This window comes from Denitrificimonas caeni, assembly GCF_905120345.1.
GTDB classification, from domain to species: domain Bacteria; phylum Pseudomonadota; class Gammaproteobacteria; order Pseudomonadales; family Pseudomonadaceae; genus Denitrificimonas; species Denitrificimonas caeni_A.
On the sequence record NZ_CAJHOA010000013.1, the window covers coordinates 1 to 20134 of the forward strand.

Sequence of the window (20134 nt, forward strand, 5' to 3'; positions counted from 1 at the left end):
TTTTTTGTTCATCGTCTGTCTATCCTTCCCGTTAGGGGTCAATGATAAACAGTTACACAGATTTAATTACAGTCTCGTTTGCCTAACAACGGTAAGTGCCGCTGAATCGCACAAAACCTGTTAAGCGCGATTACAATAATTGCGCTGCCTAATAGGCACACCGGTGATCTATCCTAAATATTTAGCGCTGACATAAAAAAGGAGCCCGAAGGCTCCTTTTTTCTAGCACTGAGCTTAACGCTTCAGACCGTAACCTTCGGCGAGCATGCTTGGGTCGCCTTCTTTTTTCTGTGCATAGTCGCGTGGTGGCTCTGTCGCGATATCAAATTGACTGTCTTGCGGCGCTCTAATGCGCTCACGTGGCTTGGTATCATCCACTAAACTGGCCATTAAACGCTCACGAGTAACCTCATCTAACGCTAAACGCTCAGCGCCGACAGATAAATGCTCTTGCACATCTTGGTAGTTTTGCGTGAGTTTTTTAACCAGGTTTGCCGTGGTATTAAAGTGCGTAACCACTTCACTTTGGTAGCTGTCAAAGCGCTCTTGGAGTTCATCCAATTGACGTTGAGTCTGTCCAGGTGCTGTACGTTGCAATACGCGTGCTAAAATAACACCGATAATAATTCCACCCACTAAGGTGAGTGTCGGGATTAACCAGATGGGGAGTGATTGTTCCACTAGACTTCCTCTTTAAACGGCTTTGCTTTACGTTAACCACTTATGCCTGTTCTGTACAGCGTCGAGCAGGCTCCTATGTGTGACAGTATCAACTTTATTGACAATACTTTCCACTAGACGAATTTACCCCAGTGGGGGTCACGGAGTCCTTTTTGTTAGCGCGTGAAAATCCTGTAATGATTGATGGCCCTGTCGGCGCCTTAGAAGCCTTGCATTTAGCGGTTGCTGAGGCGCGGGGTATCGCTTTAATTTGCCATCCAAACCCCAGTCAGGGCGGTACCATGCTTAATAAAGTGGTATCGACCTTGCAGCGTACTGCGCGTGACAGCGGTTTAGCCACTCTGCGCTTTAATTACCGTGGTACCGGTAAAAGTGCTGGCGAGCATGATATGCGCAGCGGTGAAGTGGATGATGCGCAAGCCGCACTGGCGTGGCTGCAAGCACAGCATCCCGGTTTGCCGGTGTATTTATTGGGCTTTTCTTTTGGTGGTTTTGTTGCCGGCAGTTTATCCGGGCGTCTTGAGCAGGCCGGCGTTGAGGTCGCTCAGGTGTTTTTAGTGGCACCAGCGGCGATGCGTTTTGATCATGAGCATGCGCTGGCGCAACACTGTCGTTTAACCCTGATTCAGCCGGAAGACGATGAAGTGATTGCGCCTGAACTGGTTTATCAGTGGTCTGCAACATTAACTCAGCCACATGAGCTGTTAAAAGTGGCAGAATGTGGACACTTTTTCCATGGCCGCCTGCCTGAGCTAAAACAGCTGGTCGCCGAGCGCCTTTAATTTTTTGTAGAAGTGATTAAGATCTAATGAGCACAAGAATTTTAACTGGAATTACCACCACCGGCACCCCGCACTTGGGTAATTATGCGGGCGCGATTCGTCCAGCGATTGCTGCGAGTCATGCTGATAATGTTGAGTCATTTTATTTTTTAGCCGATTACCATGCGCTGATTAAATGTGATGACCCAGCGCGCATCCAGCGCTCACGTTTAGAAATTGCTGCAACCTGGCTGGCCGGTGGCTTGGATACCGAACGCGCAACGTTCTATCGTCAGTCGGATATTCCGGAGATTCCTGAGCTGACGTGGATGTTGACCTGTGTTGCTGCGAAAGGTCTGCTCAATCGTGCGCACGCCTATAAAGCCTCGGTCGAGCAAAACGAAGCCGCTGGCCTGGATGCGGATGCCGGTATCACTATGGGTTTATTCAGTTACCCAGTTTTGATGGCCGCGGATATTTTAATTTTTAACGCGCATAAAGTTCCAGTCGGTCGTGACCAAATTCAGCACGTGGAAATGGCCCGTGATATTGGTCAACGTTTTAACCATTTATTTGGTCAGGGTCGCGAGTTATTCACTTTACCGGAAGCGGTGATTGAGGATGATGTCGCCACTTTACCGGGTTTAGATGGTCGTAAAATGTCGAAAAGTTACGACAATACCATTCCGCTGTTTTCTTCCAGTAAAGAATTAAAAAGTGCGATTTCACGCATTGTGACCGACTCGAAACTGCCCGGTGAAGCGAAAGATCCAGACAGTTCGCATCTGTACACTCTTTATCAAGCCTTTTCTAATCGTACTGAGCAAGCTGCGATGCGGGCAGATCTCGAGGCTGGTTTAGCCTGGGGTGATGCTAAGCAGCGTTTATTTACGTTGTTGGATGAACAATTGGCTGAGCCACGTGAGCGTTATCATGCGCTGATGGCGAAGCCCAGCGAGCTGGAAGATATCTTGCAGGCCGGTGCGGTCAAGGCGCGCAAAGTGGCAGAGCCATTCTTGCAACAGTTACGTGAGTCAATGGGCTTACGCAGTTTTGCTGTGCAAGGTGCGGATCTGACTGCGGGTAAGAAAAAAGCTAAAAAAACCAGCCGTGTCGTGAGTTTTCGAGATGACGAAGGTTTTCGTTTCCGTATCCTAAACAGCAAGGGCGAAGATTTGCTCTTGTCGAAAGCTTTTGCCGATGGCCGTGCAGCAGGGATGGCAACTAAACATTTGCAAACCGCGCAAGACGCTTTAGATGTGCGCCAGGTCGAGCAGCAGTTAAGTATTTGGTTGGATGATGACTGCATCGCGCAAAGCCCAAAATATGCCACGGATGCGGCCTGTGATGCGGCGCTGGCTGAGTTACGCAGTGCTTTGAATAGCGATGCCGCAGATTAACGGTGATGTGCGCTAGAGCGCTATAACGGTGTCTGTTTACTAATGATAATATCGGCTGCGAGAGTACTTTTGTCGGAGCGGGTCATACCGGCGATCGCAGCCTATCAGCGCCAGATCACTTCGCCAGCACCCATCGAATCTAGCGTTATTTAAGGGTGTTTGCTCGTTAGTCGCAGGCATGACCAGCGTTTAAGCTAAGGTGTAATCCTTGCGCGTTCTGTAGGCAAGGTTTTACATCAGGCATAAAAAAACGGAGCCTTGTAAGCTCCGTTTTTGCGGTAACGTTAGGGCATTATGAGCCCATTTGCTTCTCTTTGATTTCTGCTAATGTTTTGCAGTCGATGCACAGAGTGGCGGTTGGGCGGGCTTCGAGACGGCGAATGCCGATTTCTACGCCGCAGGCATCACACCAGCCGTAATCATCTTCTTCAATGAGGCCGATGGTCTCATCAATTTTCTTAATCAGCTTACGCTCGCGATCACGAGTGCGCAGTTCAAGGCTGAACTCTTCTTCTTGGCTGGCGCGGTCGGCTGGATCAGGGAAGTTTGCTGCTTCATCCTGCATGTAGTTAACAGTGCGATCCACTTCTTCCATCAATTCCTTTTTCCAGATATTGAGGATGTTAGTGAAGTGAGCGCGCATTTTTTCGCTCATATACTCTTCGTCCTTAGCTTCCTCATAAGGAACAAAAGCACGGAGTAATTGGCTGCTTTGGTTTTCTGCTTTATTGGGCATATATCCGCCTCTTAAACACTCAAAATCACTGCGCAATCGATGTGAAACGGTCGCCCGAAACACACCTCTACGCTCACAAGCGGGCGAACATACCAGAAGCTAAGGCGTAGCGCTACTTTTATTTACAGTTGCAGCATTAATTTCCCGCCTGATTGTTGTTAAGTCGCTGCAGAGATGACTCAATCAGCGTGCCATGCAGGGTAAAGGGTTTGGCTTCTTCAACTTGTATATCGACAAACTGACCAATTAAAGCAGGATTATTACTGCGGAAATAAACAATACGGTTATTTTCGTTACGGCCTTGTAAAAAACCAGGGTCTTTTTTCGAGTAATCGGTGACTAAAACACGTTGTACCGTGCCCGCCATACGACGGCTGTGGGCAAAGCCTTGTTGTCTGAGACGATCTTGTAAAATATTCAGACGTTGTTTTTTAATCTCGTCACTGGTGTTGTCGGGCAGTTCTGCAGCAGGCGTGCCTGGGCGGGCGCTGTATAGAAAGGAGAATGAAAAGTCAAAATCAACGTCAGCGACCAGTTGCATGGTTTGCTCAAAGTCTTTTTCGGTTTCGCCAGGGAAACCAATAATAAAGTCGGAGCTGATTAAAATATCAGGCACGGCGGCTTTTAGTTTACGAATCCGTGATTTGTATTCCAGTGCGGTGTGGTTGCGTTTCATCGCCGCCAAAATGCGGTCGGAACCGGATTGCACAGGTAAGTGCAGGTATTTGGCCAGCTTAGGAATATTAGCGTGCGCATCAATCAGGGAGTCGGAGAACTCTAAGGGATGCGAGGTCATATAACGAATGCGATCAATCCCGTCAATTTCAGCGACAAGACGGATCAGTTCAGCAAAATCAGCGATTCCTTCGTTGTCGGTGCTACCACGGTAGCCGTTAACGTTTTGCCCGAGTAAGGTGACTTCGCGTACGCCATGTTCAGCGAGGTGGCGTATTTCTTTGAGGACGTCTTTTAACGGACGGCTGACTTCTTCACCACGGGTGTAGGGAACCACGCAGAAGCTGCAATATTTGCTGCAGCCTTCCATCACTGAAACATAAGCAGTGGGGCCGTCGATACGTGGCTCAGGAAGGTTATCGAATTTTTCGATTTCTGGGAAGGACACATCGACCTGCGCCTTGCCGGTACTGCGTGCCGCATCAATCATATCGGAGAGGCGGTGTAGGGTTTGCGGACCAAAGACCACGTCAACATAGGGTGCGCGTTCGCGAATCGCTGCGCCTTCTTGGCTGGCCACACAACCGCCTACACTGATGATCAGGTTGGGGTTAGCAATTTTCAGTTCGCGCCAACGACCCAGTTGTGAATACACTTTGTCTTGCGCGCGCTCACGAATCGAACAGGTGTTAAGCACGATCAAATCGGCGTCGGCAGCGTCGCTGGTGATTTCCATGGCTTGATTTTCGCCCAGTAAATCCACCATGCGCGAGCTGTCATACTCGTTCATTTGGCAGCCGTGGGTTTCGATATATAATTTTTTAGCCATGGGATAACGCGCCTACAGAGAACTACATTAGTCGCATATTATGGAAGAGCAATGGGTAGGGCGCAAACCTATTTGGTCATTTCGTGGTGAATCGTGCTTTTATCGGGCTGCGGGGGCTGCTGCCTGTGGTGTTTCTGCGTATAGGTTTTTCCGTCGACGAACCCGTCCGCGGCTCAACGACGGCGCTGCACTATCCATGGCTGCGTGAATCACACTAACGCCGAGATACGCATTGCTCAGCGGCGTTATTGCCGAGAGGGGCACAGTTCAGCATAGACACCGTGCTGCACAAATTAGCAGCAGGGTTAAGCAAAGGCCTTAAAGTGCTTATTTTTTATGAATATTCTTCGGTAGTTGCACAATATCGCTGCCTGAGTAGATATCCGACCACGTACGTTGTTGTTTGTCGAAGAGCATCCACCAAAAGCCAAGACCGGCGGGCAGCCAAGCAAAGAGAGAAATAAGGAAACGCAGCAGTGCTTGCCAGAGATCGATGGCCGTGCCGTCAGCATTTTGTACGCGAATGTTCCACACTTGCATGCCCAGCGTTTGCCCACCGTGAGTCCAGAATTTTGCAAAGAAAGCAAAAACCGAAAAAAATAAAAGAGTCGAGAGCACTGGGTCGATGTCGAGCATTTTGCTGTCGGCCATCGCTTGCAGAGCTTCTGAGCCGTAGATTAAGCGCAAAATACCTTGTTGATAAAGCATCGTAATCACCATGACCAAGGCAATACAGAGCATAAAATCATAGAAAATGGCGGCGATGCGCTTCCACAGACTTGCTTTAGGGAAGTTGCCTTTGGGCTGTAGAAGTTGCTTGGACATAACCGTAAGGTACCAAAAATGTAGGGTGCGGTATTGTAACCATAGCCTCGCACTGGCGCGAATTTATTGTGTTTTGCCTGTGGTTTAATTTGGAGCGATAGCTTGATCTGGAAGCTCTGTTGCACAGACTCGGTTGCGACCCGCTTGTTTGGCTTGGTACATGCGGTTATCAGCCAGAGCTAACAGCTGCTCAGGGTCTTGCAGATTGTCATTAATACGCTCAGCGAGACCAATACTGGCGGTCAGCGGTACGCCGTCAGGACGAGTGCCGAAGCCGACTTTTTGCATCCGCTGCATGGCTTGTAAAGCTTGATCTATGCTGGTCATCGGCATCACGATTAAAAACTCTTCGCCACCCCAGCGCAGCAAACTGTCTGAATCGCGTAAGTTCTTACCCAGCTCTGCTGCAAATTGGCGCAGGGTATTGTCGCCTGCTTCATGGCCAAAATTGTCGTTCACTTCTTTGAAGTGGTCTAAATCAATAAAGGCCAGCGCCAGTGGCTGATTATTACGTTTGGCGCCGGCCCACTGCATATTGATAATTTCCTTGCCACTTCCACGAGAAAAAATGCCGGTGAGCGGGTCATGAATGGCTTGGCGCACAAGGGTGATCATAAATGCCAATTGGCTGGCGCTGGCCAGGGTGGTCACGCCAGCAATCAAAATGAGTAACCAAAAACCACCGGCAAATGATGGCCAGTTTAAGGTGGACCAGTTCAGATAACCGGCTAAACCTTGAGCGATCAATAGAGTGCCGGCTAACGACAGGCTTTCGGCAAAACTCAAAGGGAAAATCGCCAATCCCGCCATCAGCAAAAAGGGCAGAAATGCATAGCCTGATGCAACTGCCGCGGAGAGGTTGGTGAGTTCATAATTAGAAAGAAGTGAGTGCGAGGCTATATAAAAGAGTGTCGGAATAAGAAACAAAATAGCGATAGCTCGATACGCATCAAACAAACTGCCGTTGGGACGATAAAAGATCAGTAACGCGGCAAAAGCTGCAGTGGTTATCAGGCGCAACAACGCTAATTTAACCCACAACGATGGACTGAAAACGATGATGTCAATCACGCCCCAGAGCGGAGTTAACAGGGTAAATAACATGGCGAAAAAGCGCACCCGATTAACGATCATCGTGGCGCGACGTCGGCTGAGTAACAATGAGTGGTTACGTGGCCAGAGCAGTTGCGACAGCTCTTGCGCGTTTAATTCATTGGGTAAGAAATTAACTAAACGTTGAGAAATAAAATCTAAAAATTTCGACATTGTTTTTATAACCTTGGGTCGAAGAAACAGTGTTGAGCATAACGACTGTTGTTATCACAAAGCAGTCCGCTGATAACCGATCAAAACTGCTCCATTTGGCATAAGTGCTGCATTGTAGGGTGCTTGTGATGCAAAGAGAATAAGCTGAGTCACTAAAAGTGCCATTGTTTTGATATCACAACGCGTTGCGTTGTACTGACGTTAACCTTTGACCAATTTAAGTAAAATATCATCGCGCGTTTATCCGCACTGTCGACGCCTTAAATTGTGCATGGCATCACACTTTAATAAGCCAGCGCATCATCGGCTGGCTTGACCATCTACGCTGTTATGTATAGGAGCTTCCAACATGTAGTGAAGCAAGCATATACCGTTATAAAGATAAAGTTGGTTAACAAGGATGTTACACACTATGGCGCGTACGAGAGAAAACTGCCAAGGCTTTAGCTTAATTGAGGTGCTAGTCACCCTTGTCCTGCTCAATGTCGGGATTCTGGGCATGTTGACTCTACAAGGTAAAAGTATTCAGTACACTCAGCATGCGGTCAATCGTAATTTAGCTGTCACTTTGGCCAATGAGTTGAGCGGGATTATGCGCGCGCATCGTGATGAGTTTTTTAATAACAAGCCGCCACAGGCACAGGCGTATACGCAGCTGAAGTCTTCAACAGCTCTTTATGATAGTGATGGCACACTCAAACTCAATGCACAAAGCTGTCCTGCGGCGTCGCTGCCACAAAGCGCATCCGAACAAGCACATTGCTGGTTAAAAGCGGTCGAAGCGTCTTTGCCGGGCAGTCAAGATCCTGAGATTAAAAGCGCATTCAAATTGTGCCCAAGTTTTAAAATAGGGCAGTGTGCTGGTTCTGATTATCACGGCGCCAGTCTAGAGTTACAACTGGCTTGGCGAGTAAAGCCAGGCGAGTGTATGGATGACCTTGAGAGCTCGTTGTGTACCTATAGCACCTGGATTGAGTTATGAATAAGTTCGGCGATCAGCAGGCTGGATTGTCGATGATTGAGTTATTGATTGCTTTGGCAATGAGTGGTTTTTTAATTATTGGCTTAAGCCAGATTTATCTTGATCATAAACGCAATTATATCTTTCAGCAGAGCCAGTCGGCTAACTTGGAAAATAGTCGTTTCGCGGTATTGATCCTCGATGAACTGCTCAGCAAAGCAGGCTATCGACGCGCGCCATATCAGCCAGTCAGTGACGCTTTTCCTGAAAGCACAGCATTAAATAAACACTGTGAGACTTTTGCAGAGAAGAGTGTGATCAGCAAAGTTAAAGTTGCCGCAGGCTCTGGACAAACTGGATTTTGTTTACGTTATCAGCCGGCTGTAAAGGGTGAGTTTATCTGTGATGGCAGTATGGCTGGGTTAGTACAGCCCACTGCGTTTATTTATCCGGAAAAAGCTGAAACAGTTTATATCGCCGTTTTATTTGAGCCGCATAGCCAAGAGGCGAATGAAGGCGCACTAAGGTGTATTAGCAAAAATAGTAATGTGCAGTTGCTGACGGGACTGGCTGATATGAGAGTTGAGTTTGGCACGGGGCAGGTCGATGAAAAACGACTCAGCCACTCAATGCCTTTTAACACTGCTGAGCGCTGGAGTGAGCGCGACAGCCCTATTCGTGTTGTGCGCTATTCAGTGCTAGCAGCCAGTCGCAGTAATCAACGTGATGGTGAGTCTAAAGCATATAAACAATGGCTTGCGGCCGCTAGCGCTACGAGTAAAACACGCTTAATCGCACAAGATAAAAAGCAGCTTTATCAGGTTGTTATGAGCACACAGGCGTTAAGGAATATGATGCCATGAGCAATTATAAAACGCATAAGCAGCAGGGTGCAGTGCTGATGATTGCGCTGATCATGCTGCTGGTGCTGACCTTACTGGCGCTGAGCAGTATGCGCGATGTGAATCTTGAAACGCGTATTACCGCTGCGCGTCTTGAGGATACTCAGTTAGCTCATCTCGTCGAAGCGGCGTTGCGTGAAGGCGAGTTTCGTCTGTATGGGGACGCTCATTTGCGCGACAAGTTAGAGCCTGATCTGGCTCGCAACTGTGTTAAAGCCAATACGCTTGATGTGGATGGACAGCATCGCCCCTGTCTATTACTCGAGATGAGCAATGAGCAACTGCAGGACTTTTTTTCAGCGCCTATTCGTTTTTTTAAAACAAGTAATAGTTATACCGCTGAGTACGCCAATAAAACCGGCTTAGCAGTACAGGCGGCTGCAGCCAATGCTGTTGTTGCTTGGATGCCATATCGTGGTCTTGACGCGCAAACCGCGCATTATTTTGTCGCGGCTAATGACAAATATGCCTACTGGAATAGCTATCGCATCAGCTCAGAGTCTGCTGCAAAACAAACACTCAATCCTGAGTATGGTGCGGCATTAGAAGGCAAAGGCACCTTCTACTATTTGGTCACTGCGCAAGCAGAAGATACTGTGGCTGCCCAATCCACGGTTGCTGTGATTCACCTAGGACTTAATAACGGAAGGTGATGTTATGCCGAGGTTCAAGCACTGTCTAAGATCTCTCCGATTTATAGTTTTTTGGTTGTCGGCAGCGGGGTTATTGACTCCGTCCCTCGCTGTACTTGCTCAACAGGAGGAGGCTCTACATGAGCTTGATACAGCTAAAACCGAGTCCGCTGTTAGCACCGTGATTGTTGAGCCTACAAGCGATATATCGCCGACGCAGTGTGACACTGCATCGTTGTTGGCATCAGCGCGGGTGACCGTTGCTGCTGCACGTTATTTGCAAGGTGCTGCCAATCAATTAGAGGGCAATAGCGCTTACAGTCACTATATGGCGCGCATTGCTAATCGCCGCAGTCAGCAGTATTACAGTGGTGATGATGGCCGCTTGTATGCGCTGGATACGCTGACGGGAGAGCAGAGGTTTACCTTTACTCCAGCTGCGACAGTGTTTGCATCATCGGTTGCTCAGCGCTATCAGCATTATCCTGTTGCGGCGCCGGTTGTTGCTGATATTTATGACGGCGCGCAGTGGCGTACGATTTTAGTGGGTCGCTCAGGGGTTACCAGTCAAGGTTTGTTTGCGCTGGACATTACTCATCCGGATGCGATTCAAACGCTGTGGGAGTTGGATGAAAGCACAGAAGTATTGACAGAGCTAGAAGAGCCTTTGGATTACCGTTTTCCACAGCCGAGCATTGCCCGCTTGCATAATGGTCGGTGGGCGGTGATCACTGGTTATGACTCTCAAGCACAGGATGCTGATAATGGTACGGCGGCTTTACACATTATTGATGCCATGAGTGGTTCGCTGATTAAGCGTTTAGAGGTGCAAAGCGCTTTAGCAAAAGCCAATGCTTTATCGTCGCCACGTTTGGCTGACTATGACGGCGATGGTATTGCTGATTATGCCTATGTCGGTGATCTGCATGGCAATCTCTGGCGTTTTGATTTGCTTGGCGATGCTGCTGTTTCGGCACAACTCACAGCGCCACTGCATGCCAGTTACGGTACGGGCTCCGGCAGTAGTGCTCGATTCGCCGTTTCTTATGCGGGCAGCCCGATGTTTATCGCTAGAGCTGCGGCAGAGGCTGTACGCCAGCCGATTATTGCCGCGCCGAGCTTAGTCCCACACCCTACAGGCAAAGGCTATCTGGTGCTGTTTGGGACGGGTTCGACTTTTGCAAGCACCGTTCGAGCAGACGAATCCTCGGTGCACAGTCTCTATGCCATTTGGGATATGAAAACCTCAGCAGAAATGACGGTTACCGACACTGTTAGCGATGATCAACTCGCATTGCAAAGCATTACCAGTGCCAGCATCGGTATCGCTCAAAAGTCTGGGCAACAACGCGAAGCACGTGTGATCAGTAATAACCTTGTTGAATGGTATGTTGATTTTGACCGGACTAAAGCTGTTAAACAGCGTGGCTGGCGTCTCGATTTCCCAGATGGTGAAATGCTGGTGGAGAATATGCGCACTGTTGGCTCTATGTTGCTAGTGCAGACGCTCGTGCCAAGTGCCGACCCTTGTGTGACTGCCGCCAGCCACTGGCTGTATGCCATTAATCCGGCGAGCGGTGGGGCGTTGATGCATCATGCGTTTGAGACACAAACAGCTGAGGCGGGCATTGCCTCAGCGATAAAGTTTGCTGGGCAGGGCGCTGTCGATCTGGGTCACATCGAGCAAGGCTTGGTTGTTCGCACCCGCGATGATCAGGAACTGATTGCACCGCCAGCGCAGTCAATGGGGCGTCAGTCGTGGCGGATGATTTCTGAACCTTAGGCCCTCGGTTGCCCCACCTATCAGTATGGGGCACCTTCGGTTGGTAATCGCCTATTACCAACAACCCGCAGTACTGGGTGTGCGTTGACCCTTATGGTTAATTGAGAGCGTGGCGCATTGCTTATCACTTGCGAGTTGCGCACCTATTGGTGTTGCCAGAACTTTGTAAGTGCTTTTGCTTGACGTTGCCTTCTCAAGACTAAAGGTATAACGACTGTCTAAGCTACTCGCGGTAGCACAACCGAGTACCGGAAGAGTGAGCGGATAGGCTAGATCAGAGGTGTAAGAGCGCTCCATGTACTGCACGTGCTCGGACAAGCAGGCTTTGGCGCTATCACGGTAGGTACGTGTAATGTATTGAGTATAAGAAGGGTAGGCAATCGCTGCCAGTATTCCGATTATGGCGACAACGATCATCATCTCAATCAGGGTAAAGCCAAGCTGGCTCTTTTTTAGTAACGTTTTACTCAACATGAATCAGTCCTCTGTATTGATTAATTCGCGCCATGAGGTGCGGCCGATAACGGATGCATAAGGCTGGATATTAAATTCACGAATAGTGCCTTCGTCCGTGGGGATATACATTTTGTCACCTAAAAATGACGGGTTACTAAAGCCTGTTTCAAAGCCAATACCTGAAGCAACAGTTTTAATGCCGTTAACCGTAATTAAGTCAGCGTTATTGATCAAACCATCGTTATTGAAGTCAAAGTAGGCATCTGACAGTCGCGCTCCGGTAAAGGGGTTGATTGACATAATCATGCCGACACCACTGGGTGCACAAGGGTCGGTTGCATCGGGAATACGGGTATTACTGATCAGTGCGCTACCTTGAAACTGGTTTTGCGTGATCATGCGCTCACCCAATGCTGTAGGCGAGTTATTGACGATGCGGTAAAGGTCGATATACCAGCCTTGCTTACTGATTAAGTCTTCGCGAGTACCTTCTTGTATTACCCGCGCTGTTTGAGTGCCTCCGGGCGTCGTGATGTCCTGCTCAGCGAGGATTTTGCGTTCGAGGAGACTGCTGCGTTGCTTGTCATTGCTACCATTATCTTTGATGCCATACCAACTCTGCACTTGTTTATTGCCGAGGTCGTTGGTGCTGAGATATTGGCCTGTGCCGAAGAACAGCCAAGTGGTTTTATCGTAAGGTGACTTACCGACTAAGGGAGTCGCAGTGATGGGTTGAGGTGTGCCAGATGGATCTTTAGCGGTAAAAAGTTTTACTTTGTTGATGAGCTTGGTTATTTTCCAAACACCGCCTTGCAGATCACCAGCATAAATCGTATCGGTGAGGCCGTCGCCAGTACTATCCCAAGCTCGCACTGAGGACAGACCGTTATTCGTAGCTGTGGATAGCTCAAGGGTCGATGATGTGCCGCTAGCAAGATCAATACTGATCAGGCTGGCCTTGCCTGCTGTGCTATTGGGGCCATTACCTAAGACGACTTTCCATGCCTGGCTAGTGTCCTGAATGATCACTGGTTTGCCGAGGTTGACGCCTAAATCAGGTATATCCGCAGAGCTTTTTTCCCAAAGAAATTTGACGTCGTTAGGATTGGTAATATCCAAAGCAAATACCGCGTTATTAGTGGTCTTACGGTCTTTTGCTACTCCGCCGGCACCCAGAGTACCGATCAAAACAGATTTCCAACCACCATTAATATAGGCATCGCCGACTGTTATTTCTCCGTCAACAAAGTAACGGTGTTCGTAGTTTTTATCAGTGAGTTCAGAAAGGCCGTTTTCTACGACTGTTTTAGGGATAAAGGCAAAGGTCTCGACACCTGTGTCTGTTCTGAAACCATGCAGCATGCCATCGTTACCGCCGATATAAACAGTGGGTGTTCTGTTGGCAATGGCAGCACTCTTCGCCCACTGAAGATAAGAGCTTGAGCCAGCGAAAGATTTGTCATTGAAAATATCAAGTCTGGGCTTGGCGACATAGATAGGTTGCGAGTTGACGAAATCGCCTAAGATGCCTTGACGAGCACGGAAGGTGCCATCCGTTTCTTTGCTTCGATTGCCCAGTAAGTAGTTGACTTTATCTTGATCAAAATCGGTAAGGTTTTTGCCTACTGTCTTAAATAGTTTTAAACCACCACTGTCAATATAAACCTTACGACTATCGGCTGCAGGAAGTTTACTTTCAGCATTCCACTTGGGTTCAGAACTCAGTGCGCCAGTGGTTTTGTTAATATCATAGCCAAATATATTACCCGTCCATACGCCACTGATATAGCGCGCTTGGAAAGTCATTGAGCCCTCTTCTAGTTGAGTAGAGTTTAAGGTCAATGAAGCACGGTTACCTGTTTGTTCAAGTTGGATGTTAGCAAAGGCTTGGACTAAACCATCGATTAGATCTTGAGCTTTATCCACAATATAGAAATTATCGGGGCGTTTATCATTGGTGCTGGGTAGTTTATCACCAGAAGTCCACCATAAAGAATCATTAAGAGGCGTTTTAGCCGTACGATCAAATGTCTCTGGTACTTTAAAACCACCATACTTGGCTGTTAACCAATAAGCGTTTGTAGATCTGTTCTTTAACGCGCCTTCTAAAATATCAATCCAGTATGTGGAGGCTGTTTGTTTTCCTGGCATATCAGGGCGTAAATCTGCGGTATGAGCGTCATAGGCCAGTACAGCAATATAGTCTGTCCTTTCATCACCGCTAACATTGACTGTATTACCATCCGCTTTTTCACGATTGTGCATATTAGTGCGTAGATCGTCAAATCGCTTATCTTGCAGAAATAGATCGTCAGCTTTTCCATCATCAACAAACTTAGAGTCGTTATGCGTATTAGTGTCGCCGATGCCTAAAATAAAGTTTTTTTGACAAGAGAATTGGATAGGGCTATCTATATTACCTGTAGCATTTCTCCAGTCACTAATGACTGGTATACCACCGATTAACTTATCTTTAGCTACACCTGATTTATCAGAAACGTCGGTATAAGCAGCGATATTGGGTAACCCCTTCATATATCGGTACGCTGTATAAAATAACTCGCTGACGTTATCAAAACGTTTGAACTCAGTACCCGAGACAATATGTCCGCTACGGTTGATGTAACTTATGACGCCACTATGAGTGACTTTAGTGGCTCCGAAAGGTGTTGCGGCAGCGTCAGTTGGGTCAGGGTTTAATACGAAAATCCCGGTTGTAGCATCCCACTCACGATTAGTGTTGACTGTCTCTGTGTTTGCATCGGTGACGCGGTTAGGGCCAACATACTTCATCCGCGCATGCATAATCCCGCCTTTACGGTTTCTGTTTTTCCCATAAGTTCCGGTGTTTGAGTTGTCGTTTAAATAACCAAATGCAGAGTAACGCATCTTCTCTGCGTACTCTTGAATCAGCCCCGTTGGCTTGTATTTATTATTTGGGTATTTTTGACAGTTGTCTTCTTCCATACCGGGCGCGCAAACTTTTACTCGAATAGAAACTTCATAAACTGTATTTTCATAATTAACTCTATACGGCCACCATCCGTTTTTTGTGTTGTTTAGACTATGTATGGCTGGGTTGTATGGCGTAGGGTTTGTTGTAGACAAGTTACTCTGTTGACTAAACTTTAGAGTGCTTTTCATCGCATAGTTGTCTTGTCCTACCCGAGAATAAAAAGAAGTCCACGCAGGATTATCATTAGTCCCTGCTTTTACTGGTGTTATTTGTACTATGCTTGAAGTATTGTTCAGTAATCCATCTTTAAAGTTAGATCCGCTGTTACCTTGACCCGTTTGCACACCTTTTTCAAGAAGTGTTGTATTGGTTGTATCGATAGAACGGTGTCCGCCAGTCAATACATGCCGAAATATATCGATTGACTGCATTGATGCCCAGTTTAAAAAGTTTCCGCTCCAATATTTATCATTACTTGAACAGTTTTTACCTGTTTTAGCGACTGGAGAAAAGTGGCGCTTTGGCTCCTCATCGTCATAAATATATTCATAACACCGGTTGTTATTAAAGTAGCCCACATAGTCAGTCGACTCTGTATACGCTGCTGTGTTGTACGCTCTTGTCACCATCGTCGGGAATTCAAACGAGCCAATAATCGCCATGTTTCCTGGCACCGGTTTGGCGACCAGTAAGGGCTGCTGGTCAATCGGAATAGCAGCTATTGCGCTACCGCCCACCAGAAGAGTTGTTCCCAGAAAGACTAAGACTTGGGACAGCAATCCTTTTGAAAATATCTTGCTCATGGCTATTATCCTTATCAAGCTTATAAATTCTGTTTAACGTTAGATTGCAGAACCACAATGGCACGAGCATTTGCAGAGGGTTGACTGCTGCGCGCGGTAACTCGGTAGAGCATGGCTGTCGGTGAGGTTTGGTCACAACCGGCATAATTATCACAATTGGCACTACTGCCCGTGCCCAGTTCATCGGTACCGCCAACGATACCGACGCGCTCAATATAGTATTGCGGTGGAGAGTTATCGCCTCGCTTTGTTGTGTTTACATCGAACCCTGCGTTTGTAACCGTCTCCCAATTGCTTCCTGCACCAGTAAATGTGTGCTCAGGTATTGTTGGACAGCTAGCAACTGCAACACCATTTTGGCTGCTCTGTATGCAGTCTTTACCGACTGACTGGGGATCAGAACTGAGTATTTTATTCTCTGCTGCTCGCAGGGCTGCTTCGGCTGCTTGGTAGGCTAGCGAGCGGTCATACATATTGGCGCTCATTTTTTCTTGGTTGGTGGCCGATCGGATTGCCGCGAGGCCAACCATTGTCGAAATAAGCAGCATAATAAGCGCTATAGGCAGTGCTGCGCCGTATTGCCGTAGAACACTAGAGTTTAAGTTCTTCATAGGATTCGATTCCTCAGCGCGACAATGCTAGTGAAACTACGCTTAAACCGACCTGAGTCAGTGTTGTGATTCGTTGATACATTCTGCTCTTGGCCGAGCAGTTCAAGCGAAACCTCTATCGCATTGACTTGCGGCCAATGGTCATTAATCTCTGCGGTGGTTTTAAAGTCTGCAGTGTCATTGAGCCGATAGAGAAGCTTCAAGTCACTCACTCCAGCAGCTATTTCGATAATATCTAGTTTTGAGCCGTTCAGTTCGGCTAGGTAGAGCGAGCGCCCTCCTTGCTGGTTGGTCCCAATATACCAAGCACGACTTTTAAGCTTACCCATCACTGAGTGCTTCTCAAAAATGCCAGGGAGGGTACTGCTGTTGAATTGTGAGGCTGCTGCAACAGTCATCTTGCTGCTTTTGTTCTCTACTTTGGCTTTAAATAGCGTGCCGTTTTTCGCATCGCAGACAACAACTACATCATCAGATTTAAAGTTATTGTTGACTTTGTTAAGAGTGTAAATATGAGTACCGGCTGCTGTTAACTCGACGCTTGAGCCGACATTGTCGACATACAAAATGGATAATGCTTCGGTCCCTGCAACTCTATTAGTCAGGCCCGATGGGGTTGTTATACTTGTCCCCGCATAACCAATCAGCTGCCCTTTTGATCCTGCTGGCCAATCCAGATACCAAGGGTTATCTATAACAATATTGGTAAGGTTTATATCATTGCCACAAGGTATTGAGCCGGCTTGGCGAATATCACGAGCCATCAGTTCAAAGCCTAATCTGGCGCTGTCTTGTATTTGTGCAAGGCTTTTATTGCTGCGAAAACTTTGCGTGTTAGACAGCATGATCCCAGTTGCGGCGCCAATCAGTACGAGCCCCAGCGTCATAGCAATCATTAACTCAATGAGAGCAAAGCCTGTGTTGCTTCGCTGCAATAAAAACGCTGAATGATTGGCTGTCTGTTTCATAGCAATACCTCGGTCACTATCTGTTGTATTTCGCTGCCTTGGCTGCCTCGACTGTCATCCCACTGCACGGTAATAGCGCATTTGATGTTGCTGCAGGAGACCGCGCCGGTGGCCGACTCGCCTAAGTTTTGCTTGAGTTGTGCACGCCAAAGGGTATGCACCCCAGCCGGAAAGGTTCCTTCGCCCGGTGTACCATCAAGTGTGATATTGAAGCGACCTTGTTTGGCTGATTCAGTATCTGCGCGAATGGCTTCGACAATGGTGTAGCTCTGTACGACGGCTAGAGAACGCTGCATCGCGCTTTGATTATTTTTAAGCGAGGATATTTGCAACGCACTGAGGCCCAATAAGCCGACAGCCAGCACCAATACGGTGATCAAGACTTCGATCAGGCCAACGCCACGCTGGCGGCGTATACAGGTCATAGGCAGTGCTGTACGGCTCATGAGCACACTCCGGTTTTTTTCGTGATAGACACTTGGCTTGCCGCGCCCAGAGTGATCACTCGAATGGATTCAGCGGGTCCGCTGGTCGCACAAACGCTGATTTGTGCATCCTTGAGCAGGGTTGAACCGGAGCGGGCGAGGCCGTCGGTATTGACGCTGATCTTACTGCCGGTAATGTTTTTAGTGGTCACTTGAATACTCGCGTTATGTGAGTTGATGCTGCCACGTTTGATCACATCATCTTCAGCTGTGCCGCTAGCATTTTGTTTAATAATCCAGTATGTCCATAACTGACCATCAGCACATACCGCGCTAGTCTCTGTTGCGGCTCGGCAGAAGGTGATGGTCTTATTACGTTTAATCGACTCTGATCGAGCAAAACTAATCACCTCCGCCAGTTCAGCGCTGATCGTATTGAGTCGATAGCCGATGATCATATGACTAAAAGAGGGGACGGCTATCGCTATTAAAATGCCAGCCACACTAATAGTAACGAGTAGCTCGATCAGTGTGAAAGCCTTGTTATTACTCATTTTATATCCCCTTATACTATGTGATTAATATAAAGGGACGGTTTGGCAAGAGCAATCTGTACAGGATGATCGGTTGTTTCGAGTGGACGAGCTGTCTCGACTGTTGCTTCGCTTGGTTATATCACTCCGCTATCACCACCTCGCCACTATGCTGCTTTTCAGCATAGGCATTCATAATCTTCTCTTGCAGCGCTGTTTTTGCGCCAGTTTCACCATGCACTAAACACACCTGCTGTGGCCATTTGCGCATGCCGGTAATAAAACGTACTAAGCTGGCTTGATCAGCATGAGCGGAGTAGCCGCCGAGGGTGGTGATTTCGGCGCGGATATTGATGCGTTGCTGATTGATATCAACATAGCCGCCGTGTGGGCCGTACTTTTGAATCTGGTTGCCCAGTGTGCCTTGCGCTTGATAACCAACAAACAGCACGTTGTGGCGTGGGTCGCCGAGCATCGCTTCAAGGTAATTGACGATACGGCCGCCACTGCACATGCCACCGCCGGCAATCACAATCGCCGGGCGGGCGCTGTCGGCGAGGTGCTGCACCATGCGTTGATGATCGCTGTGCTGATCTATGCTGATCAGTTGCTTAAAATCCAGTGGATTGCGACCTTTGCTAATCCGCAGTTGGGCTTCGTTGTCCCAGAAGGGCTGCAGTTGTGCGTAGGCTTGAGTAAAGCGGCTGGCCAGTGGTGAGTCTAGAATAATCGGAATGTCATGCCAGACTGATTGATGCTCAGGCGGTTGATTTTCGTACAGTAATTGTGCGCTGCTGCTTAGGCAACTTTGGCATTGATTACGGTAGAGAATATCTTCCAGTTCATAAAGTAATTCTTGAGTTCGACCGATGCTAAAGGCCGGAATCAGCACGGTCCCTTGATCACGTAACGCCTGTTCTATGGCAGTTTGCAGGTGCTGGCGACGGTCACGGCGGTTCTCGTGCAGACGATCGCCATAGGTACTTTCGAGAATCAGCAAGTCGGCGCGGTAAGGGGGTTTGGCTGCCGATAGAATAGGTGCGTAAGGCGCGCCTAAATCGCCAGAAAATACCACGCGTTGTTTGCTGCTTTTCGGCTGCTGAATCTCTAACTCAATATAAGCTGAGCCGAGAATATGGCCGGCCCGTTGCAGACGAATATTGACAGCTGGCAAGGGCGCTTTCAGCAGCGGTAGCCATTGATTGTAGGGCAGGGCAATGATGCGCTTGGAGATGAGCTTAATATACTGCTCAACCAAGTGCTGATCACGGCTAACACCTAATTTAAAAGCATCCTCTAAGACGATGGGTAGCAGTTTGGCGGAGGGCTCGCTACAAATGATTGGCCCCTTAAATCCGGCGGCTAATAAATAAGGAATACGGCCGACATGATCAATGTGGACGTGGGTGACGATCAGCGCTTGCACACTGGAGATATCAAACTCAATGCGCAGTTGCTCGCTACTGGCACGACCTTCTGTCGAGGTCTCGGCTCCTTGAAATAATCCACAATCGACTAGAAAGCTGTGGTTATCATCAATAAAAATCTGATGACACGAGCCGGTGACGCCGTTTTTAGCACCGTGATGCAGTACTTTTGCTAAGGTTTGCATGGTCAGGCCTTATCGCAGGATTAGCCGTTCATTAAAGCCTGCAATTTTTAAAGTGCAATTCGCTGTGTGTAAAGTGTGAAGCATTCGCTGTCTGTCGCACGCTGTCGTGCGGCTGGGTTGTGATGAGCTGGGCTTTAGAGGGCCAGCAGCATCTAGGGTGCATACACAGGGTAGGGCAACAGCTTGTTACTACTATTATGTCGACAATGTGATGTGTATATATGCAGTTTGCTGAGCGAAAGGATGAACTACCCACCACTTTAGAAGTGGGGGTTTCCTAGGTAATGCACTGACTTGATGGGGTGCGCTGCACCCCATC

General features: G+C 48.1%; 18 protein-coding genes. 6 read left to right on the top strand and 12 right to left on the bottom strand.

Annotated features, from left to right (window positions below):
* Positions 1 to 234: 234 nt before the first annotated feature.
* On the bottom strand, positions 235 to 681 hold the full coding sequence (locus JYJ62_RS15595) for a YhcB family protein (protein WP_205343165.1): 447 nt from the start codon (positions 679 to 681) through the stop codon (positions 235 to 237).
* A gap of 152 nt (positions 682 to 833) precedes the next feature.
* Here JYJ62_RS15595 and JYJ62_RS15600 point away from each other — a divergent pair, with 152 nt between their 5' ends.
* Positions 834 to 1463, top strand: a complete 630-nt coding sequence (locus JYJ62_RS15600) for an alpha/beta hydrolase (protein ID WP_205343166.1) — start codon at positions 834 to 836, stop codon at positions 1461 to 1463.
* Positions 1464 to 1489: 26 nt separating this feature from the next.
* Positions 1490 to 2842, top strand: coding sequence for a tryptophan--tRNA ligase (locus tag JYJ62_RS15605; protein ID WP_205343167.1), 1353 nt, complete (start codon positions 1490 to 1492; stop codon positions 2840 to 2842).
* 292 nt (positions 2843 to 3134) lie between these two features.
* Here the strand turns inward: JYJ62_RS15605 and dksA are convergent, their stop codons facing one another.
* The 4 genes from dksA to JYJ62_RS15625 form a co-directional block, all read right to left on the bottom strand.
* Positions 3135 to 3578 carry an RNA polymerase-binding protein DksA gene (dksA, locus tag JYJ62_RS15610; RefSeq protein WP_205343168.1) on the bottom strand — a complete coding sequence of 148 codons (444 nt, stop codon included), beginning with the start codon at positions 3576 to 3578 and terminating at the stop codon, positions 3135 to 3137.
* A 136-nt stretch (positions 3579 to 3714) separates the two neighbouring features.
* Entirely contained in the window at positions 3715 to 5082 is a 1368-nt protein-coding gene (miaB, locus tag JYJ62_RS15615) for a tRNA (N6-isopentenyl adenosine(37)-C2)-methylthiotransferase MiaB (RefSeq protein ID WP_205343169.1), read from the bottom strand.
* 327 nt (positions 5083 to 5409) lie between these two features.
* Positions 5410 to 5907, bottom strand: a complete 498-nt coding sequence (locus tag JYJ62_RS15620) for an RDD family protein (RefSeq protein ID WP_205343170.1) — start codon at positions 5905 to 5907, stop codon at positions 5410 to 5412.
* 84 nt (positions 5908 to 5991) lie between these two features.
* Positions 5992 to 7173: a sensor domain-containing diguanylate cyclase gene (locus tag JYJ62_RS15625; protein ID WP_205343171.1), complete on the bottom strand. Its 1182-nt coding sequence runs from the start codon at positions 7171 to 7173 to the stop codon at positions 5992 to 5994.
* Positions 7174 to 7585: 412 nt separating this feature from the next.
* On the opposite strand from JYJ62_RS15625, the gene pilV (JYJ62_RS15630) reads away from it, so the two are divergent.
* From pilV (JYJ62_RS15630) to JYJ62_RS15645, 4 genes are all read left to right on the top strand, one after another.
* The gene (pilV, locus tag JYJ62_RS15630) at positions 7586 to 8155 is read left to right on the top strand and encodes a type IV pilus modification protein PilV (protein WP_205343172.1); all 570 of its coding nucleotides are present in this window, start codon (positions 7586 to 7588) and stop codon (positions 8153 to 8155) included.
* Positions 8152 to 8997 (top strand): pilus assembly protein PilW, encoded by an 846-nt coding sequence (locus JYJ62_RS15635; RefSeq protein ID WP_205343173.1) that lies wholly within the window; start codon positions 8152 to 8154, stop codon positions 8995 to 8997. Before pilV (JYJ62_RS15630) ends, JYJ62_RS15635 begins: the two co-directional genes overlap by 4 nt.
* On the top strand, positions 8994 to 9689 hold the full coding sequence (locus JYJ62_RS15640) for a pilus assembly protein PilX (RefSeq protein WP_205343174.1): 696 nt from the start codon (positions 8994 to 8996) through the stop codon (positions 9687 to 9689). The genes JYJ62_RS15635 and JYJ62_RS15640 overlap by 4 nt, the downstream gene beginning before the upstream one ends.
* 73 nt (positions 9690 to 9762) lie before the next feature.
* Entirely contained in the window at positions 9763 to 11451 is a 1689-nt protein-coding gene (locus tag JYJ62_RS15645; protein WP_205343175.1) for a pilus assembly protein, read from the top strand.
* Positions 11452 to 11505: 54 nt separating this feature from the next.
* On the opposite strand, the gene JYJ62_RS15910 is transcribed toward JYJ62_RS15645, so the two are convergent.
* The 7 genes from JYJ62_RS15910 to JYJ62_RS15680 all read right to left on the bottom strand — a co-directional run bounded on the left by JYJ62_RS15910 (position 11506) and on the right by JYJ62_RS15680 (position 19815).
* Positions 11506 to 11925: a type IV pilin protein gene (locus tag JYJ62_RS15910; RefSeq protein ID WP_205343176.1), complete on the bottom strand. Its 420-nt coding sequence runs from the start codon at positions 11923 to 11925 to the stop codon at positions 11506 to 11508.
* Positions 11926 to 11928: 3 nt separating this feature from the next.
* Positions 11929 to 15666, bottom strand: a complete 3738-nt coding sequence (locus JYJ62_RS15655) for a pilus assembly protein (protein ID WP_205343177.1) — start codon at positions 15664 to 15666, stop codon at positions 11929 to 11931.
* 20 nt (positions 15667 to 15686) lie between these two features.
* Positions 15687 to 16277 (bottom strand): pilus assembly PilX family protein, encoded by a 591-nt coding sequence (locus tag JYJ62_RS15660; RefSeq protein WP_205343178.1) that lies wholly within the window; start codon positions 16275 to 16277, stop codon positions 15687 to 15689.
* On the bottom strand, positions 16274 to 17245 hold the full coding sequence (locus tag JYJ62_RS15665) for a prepilin-type N-terminal cleavage/methylation domain-containing protein (protein WP_205343179.1): 972 nt from the start codon (positions 17243 to 17245) through the stop codon (positions 16274 to 16276). The genes JYJ62_RS15660 and JYJ62_RS15665 overlap by 4 nt, the downstream gene beginning before the upstream one ends.
* Positions 17242 to 17691 (bottom strand): type IV pilus modification protein PilV, encoded by a 450-nt coding sequence (gene pilV / locus JYJ62_RS15670; RefSeq protein ID WP_205343180.1) that lies wholly within the window; start codon positions 17689 to 17691, stop codon positions 17242 to 17244. The genes JYJ62_RS15665 and pilV (JYJ62_RS15670) overlap by 4 nt, the downstream gene beginning before the upstream one ends.
* The gene (locus tag JYJ62_RS15675; protein WP_205343182.1) at positions 17688 to 18224 is read right to left on the bottom strand and encodes a GspH/FimT family pseudopilin; all 537 of its coding nucleotides are present in this window, start codon (positions 18222 to 18224) and stop codon (positions 17688 to 17690) included. Before JYJ62_RS15675 ends, pilV (JYJ62_RS15670) begins: the two co-directional genes overlap by 4 nt.
* A gap of 121 nt (positions 18225 to 18345) precedes the next feature.
* Positions 18346 to 19815: an MBL fold metallo-hydrolase RNA specificity domain-containing protein gene (locus tag JYJ62_RS15680; protein ID WP_205343181.1), complete on the bottom strand. Its 1470-nt coding sequence runs from the start codon at positions 19813 to 19815 to the stop codon at positions 18346 to 18348.
* Positions 19816 to 20134 lie beyond the last annotated feature (319 nt).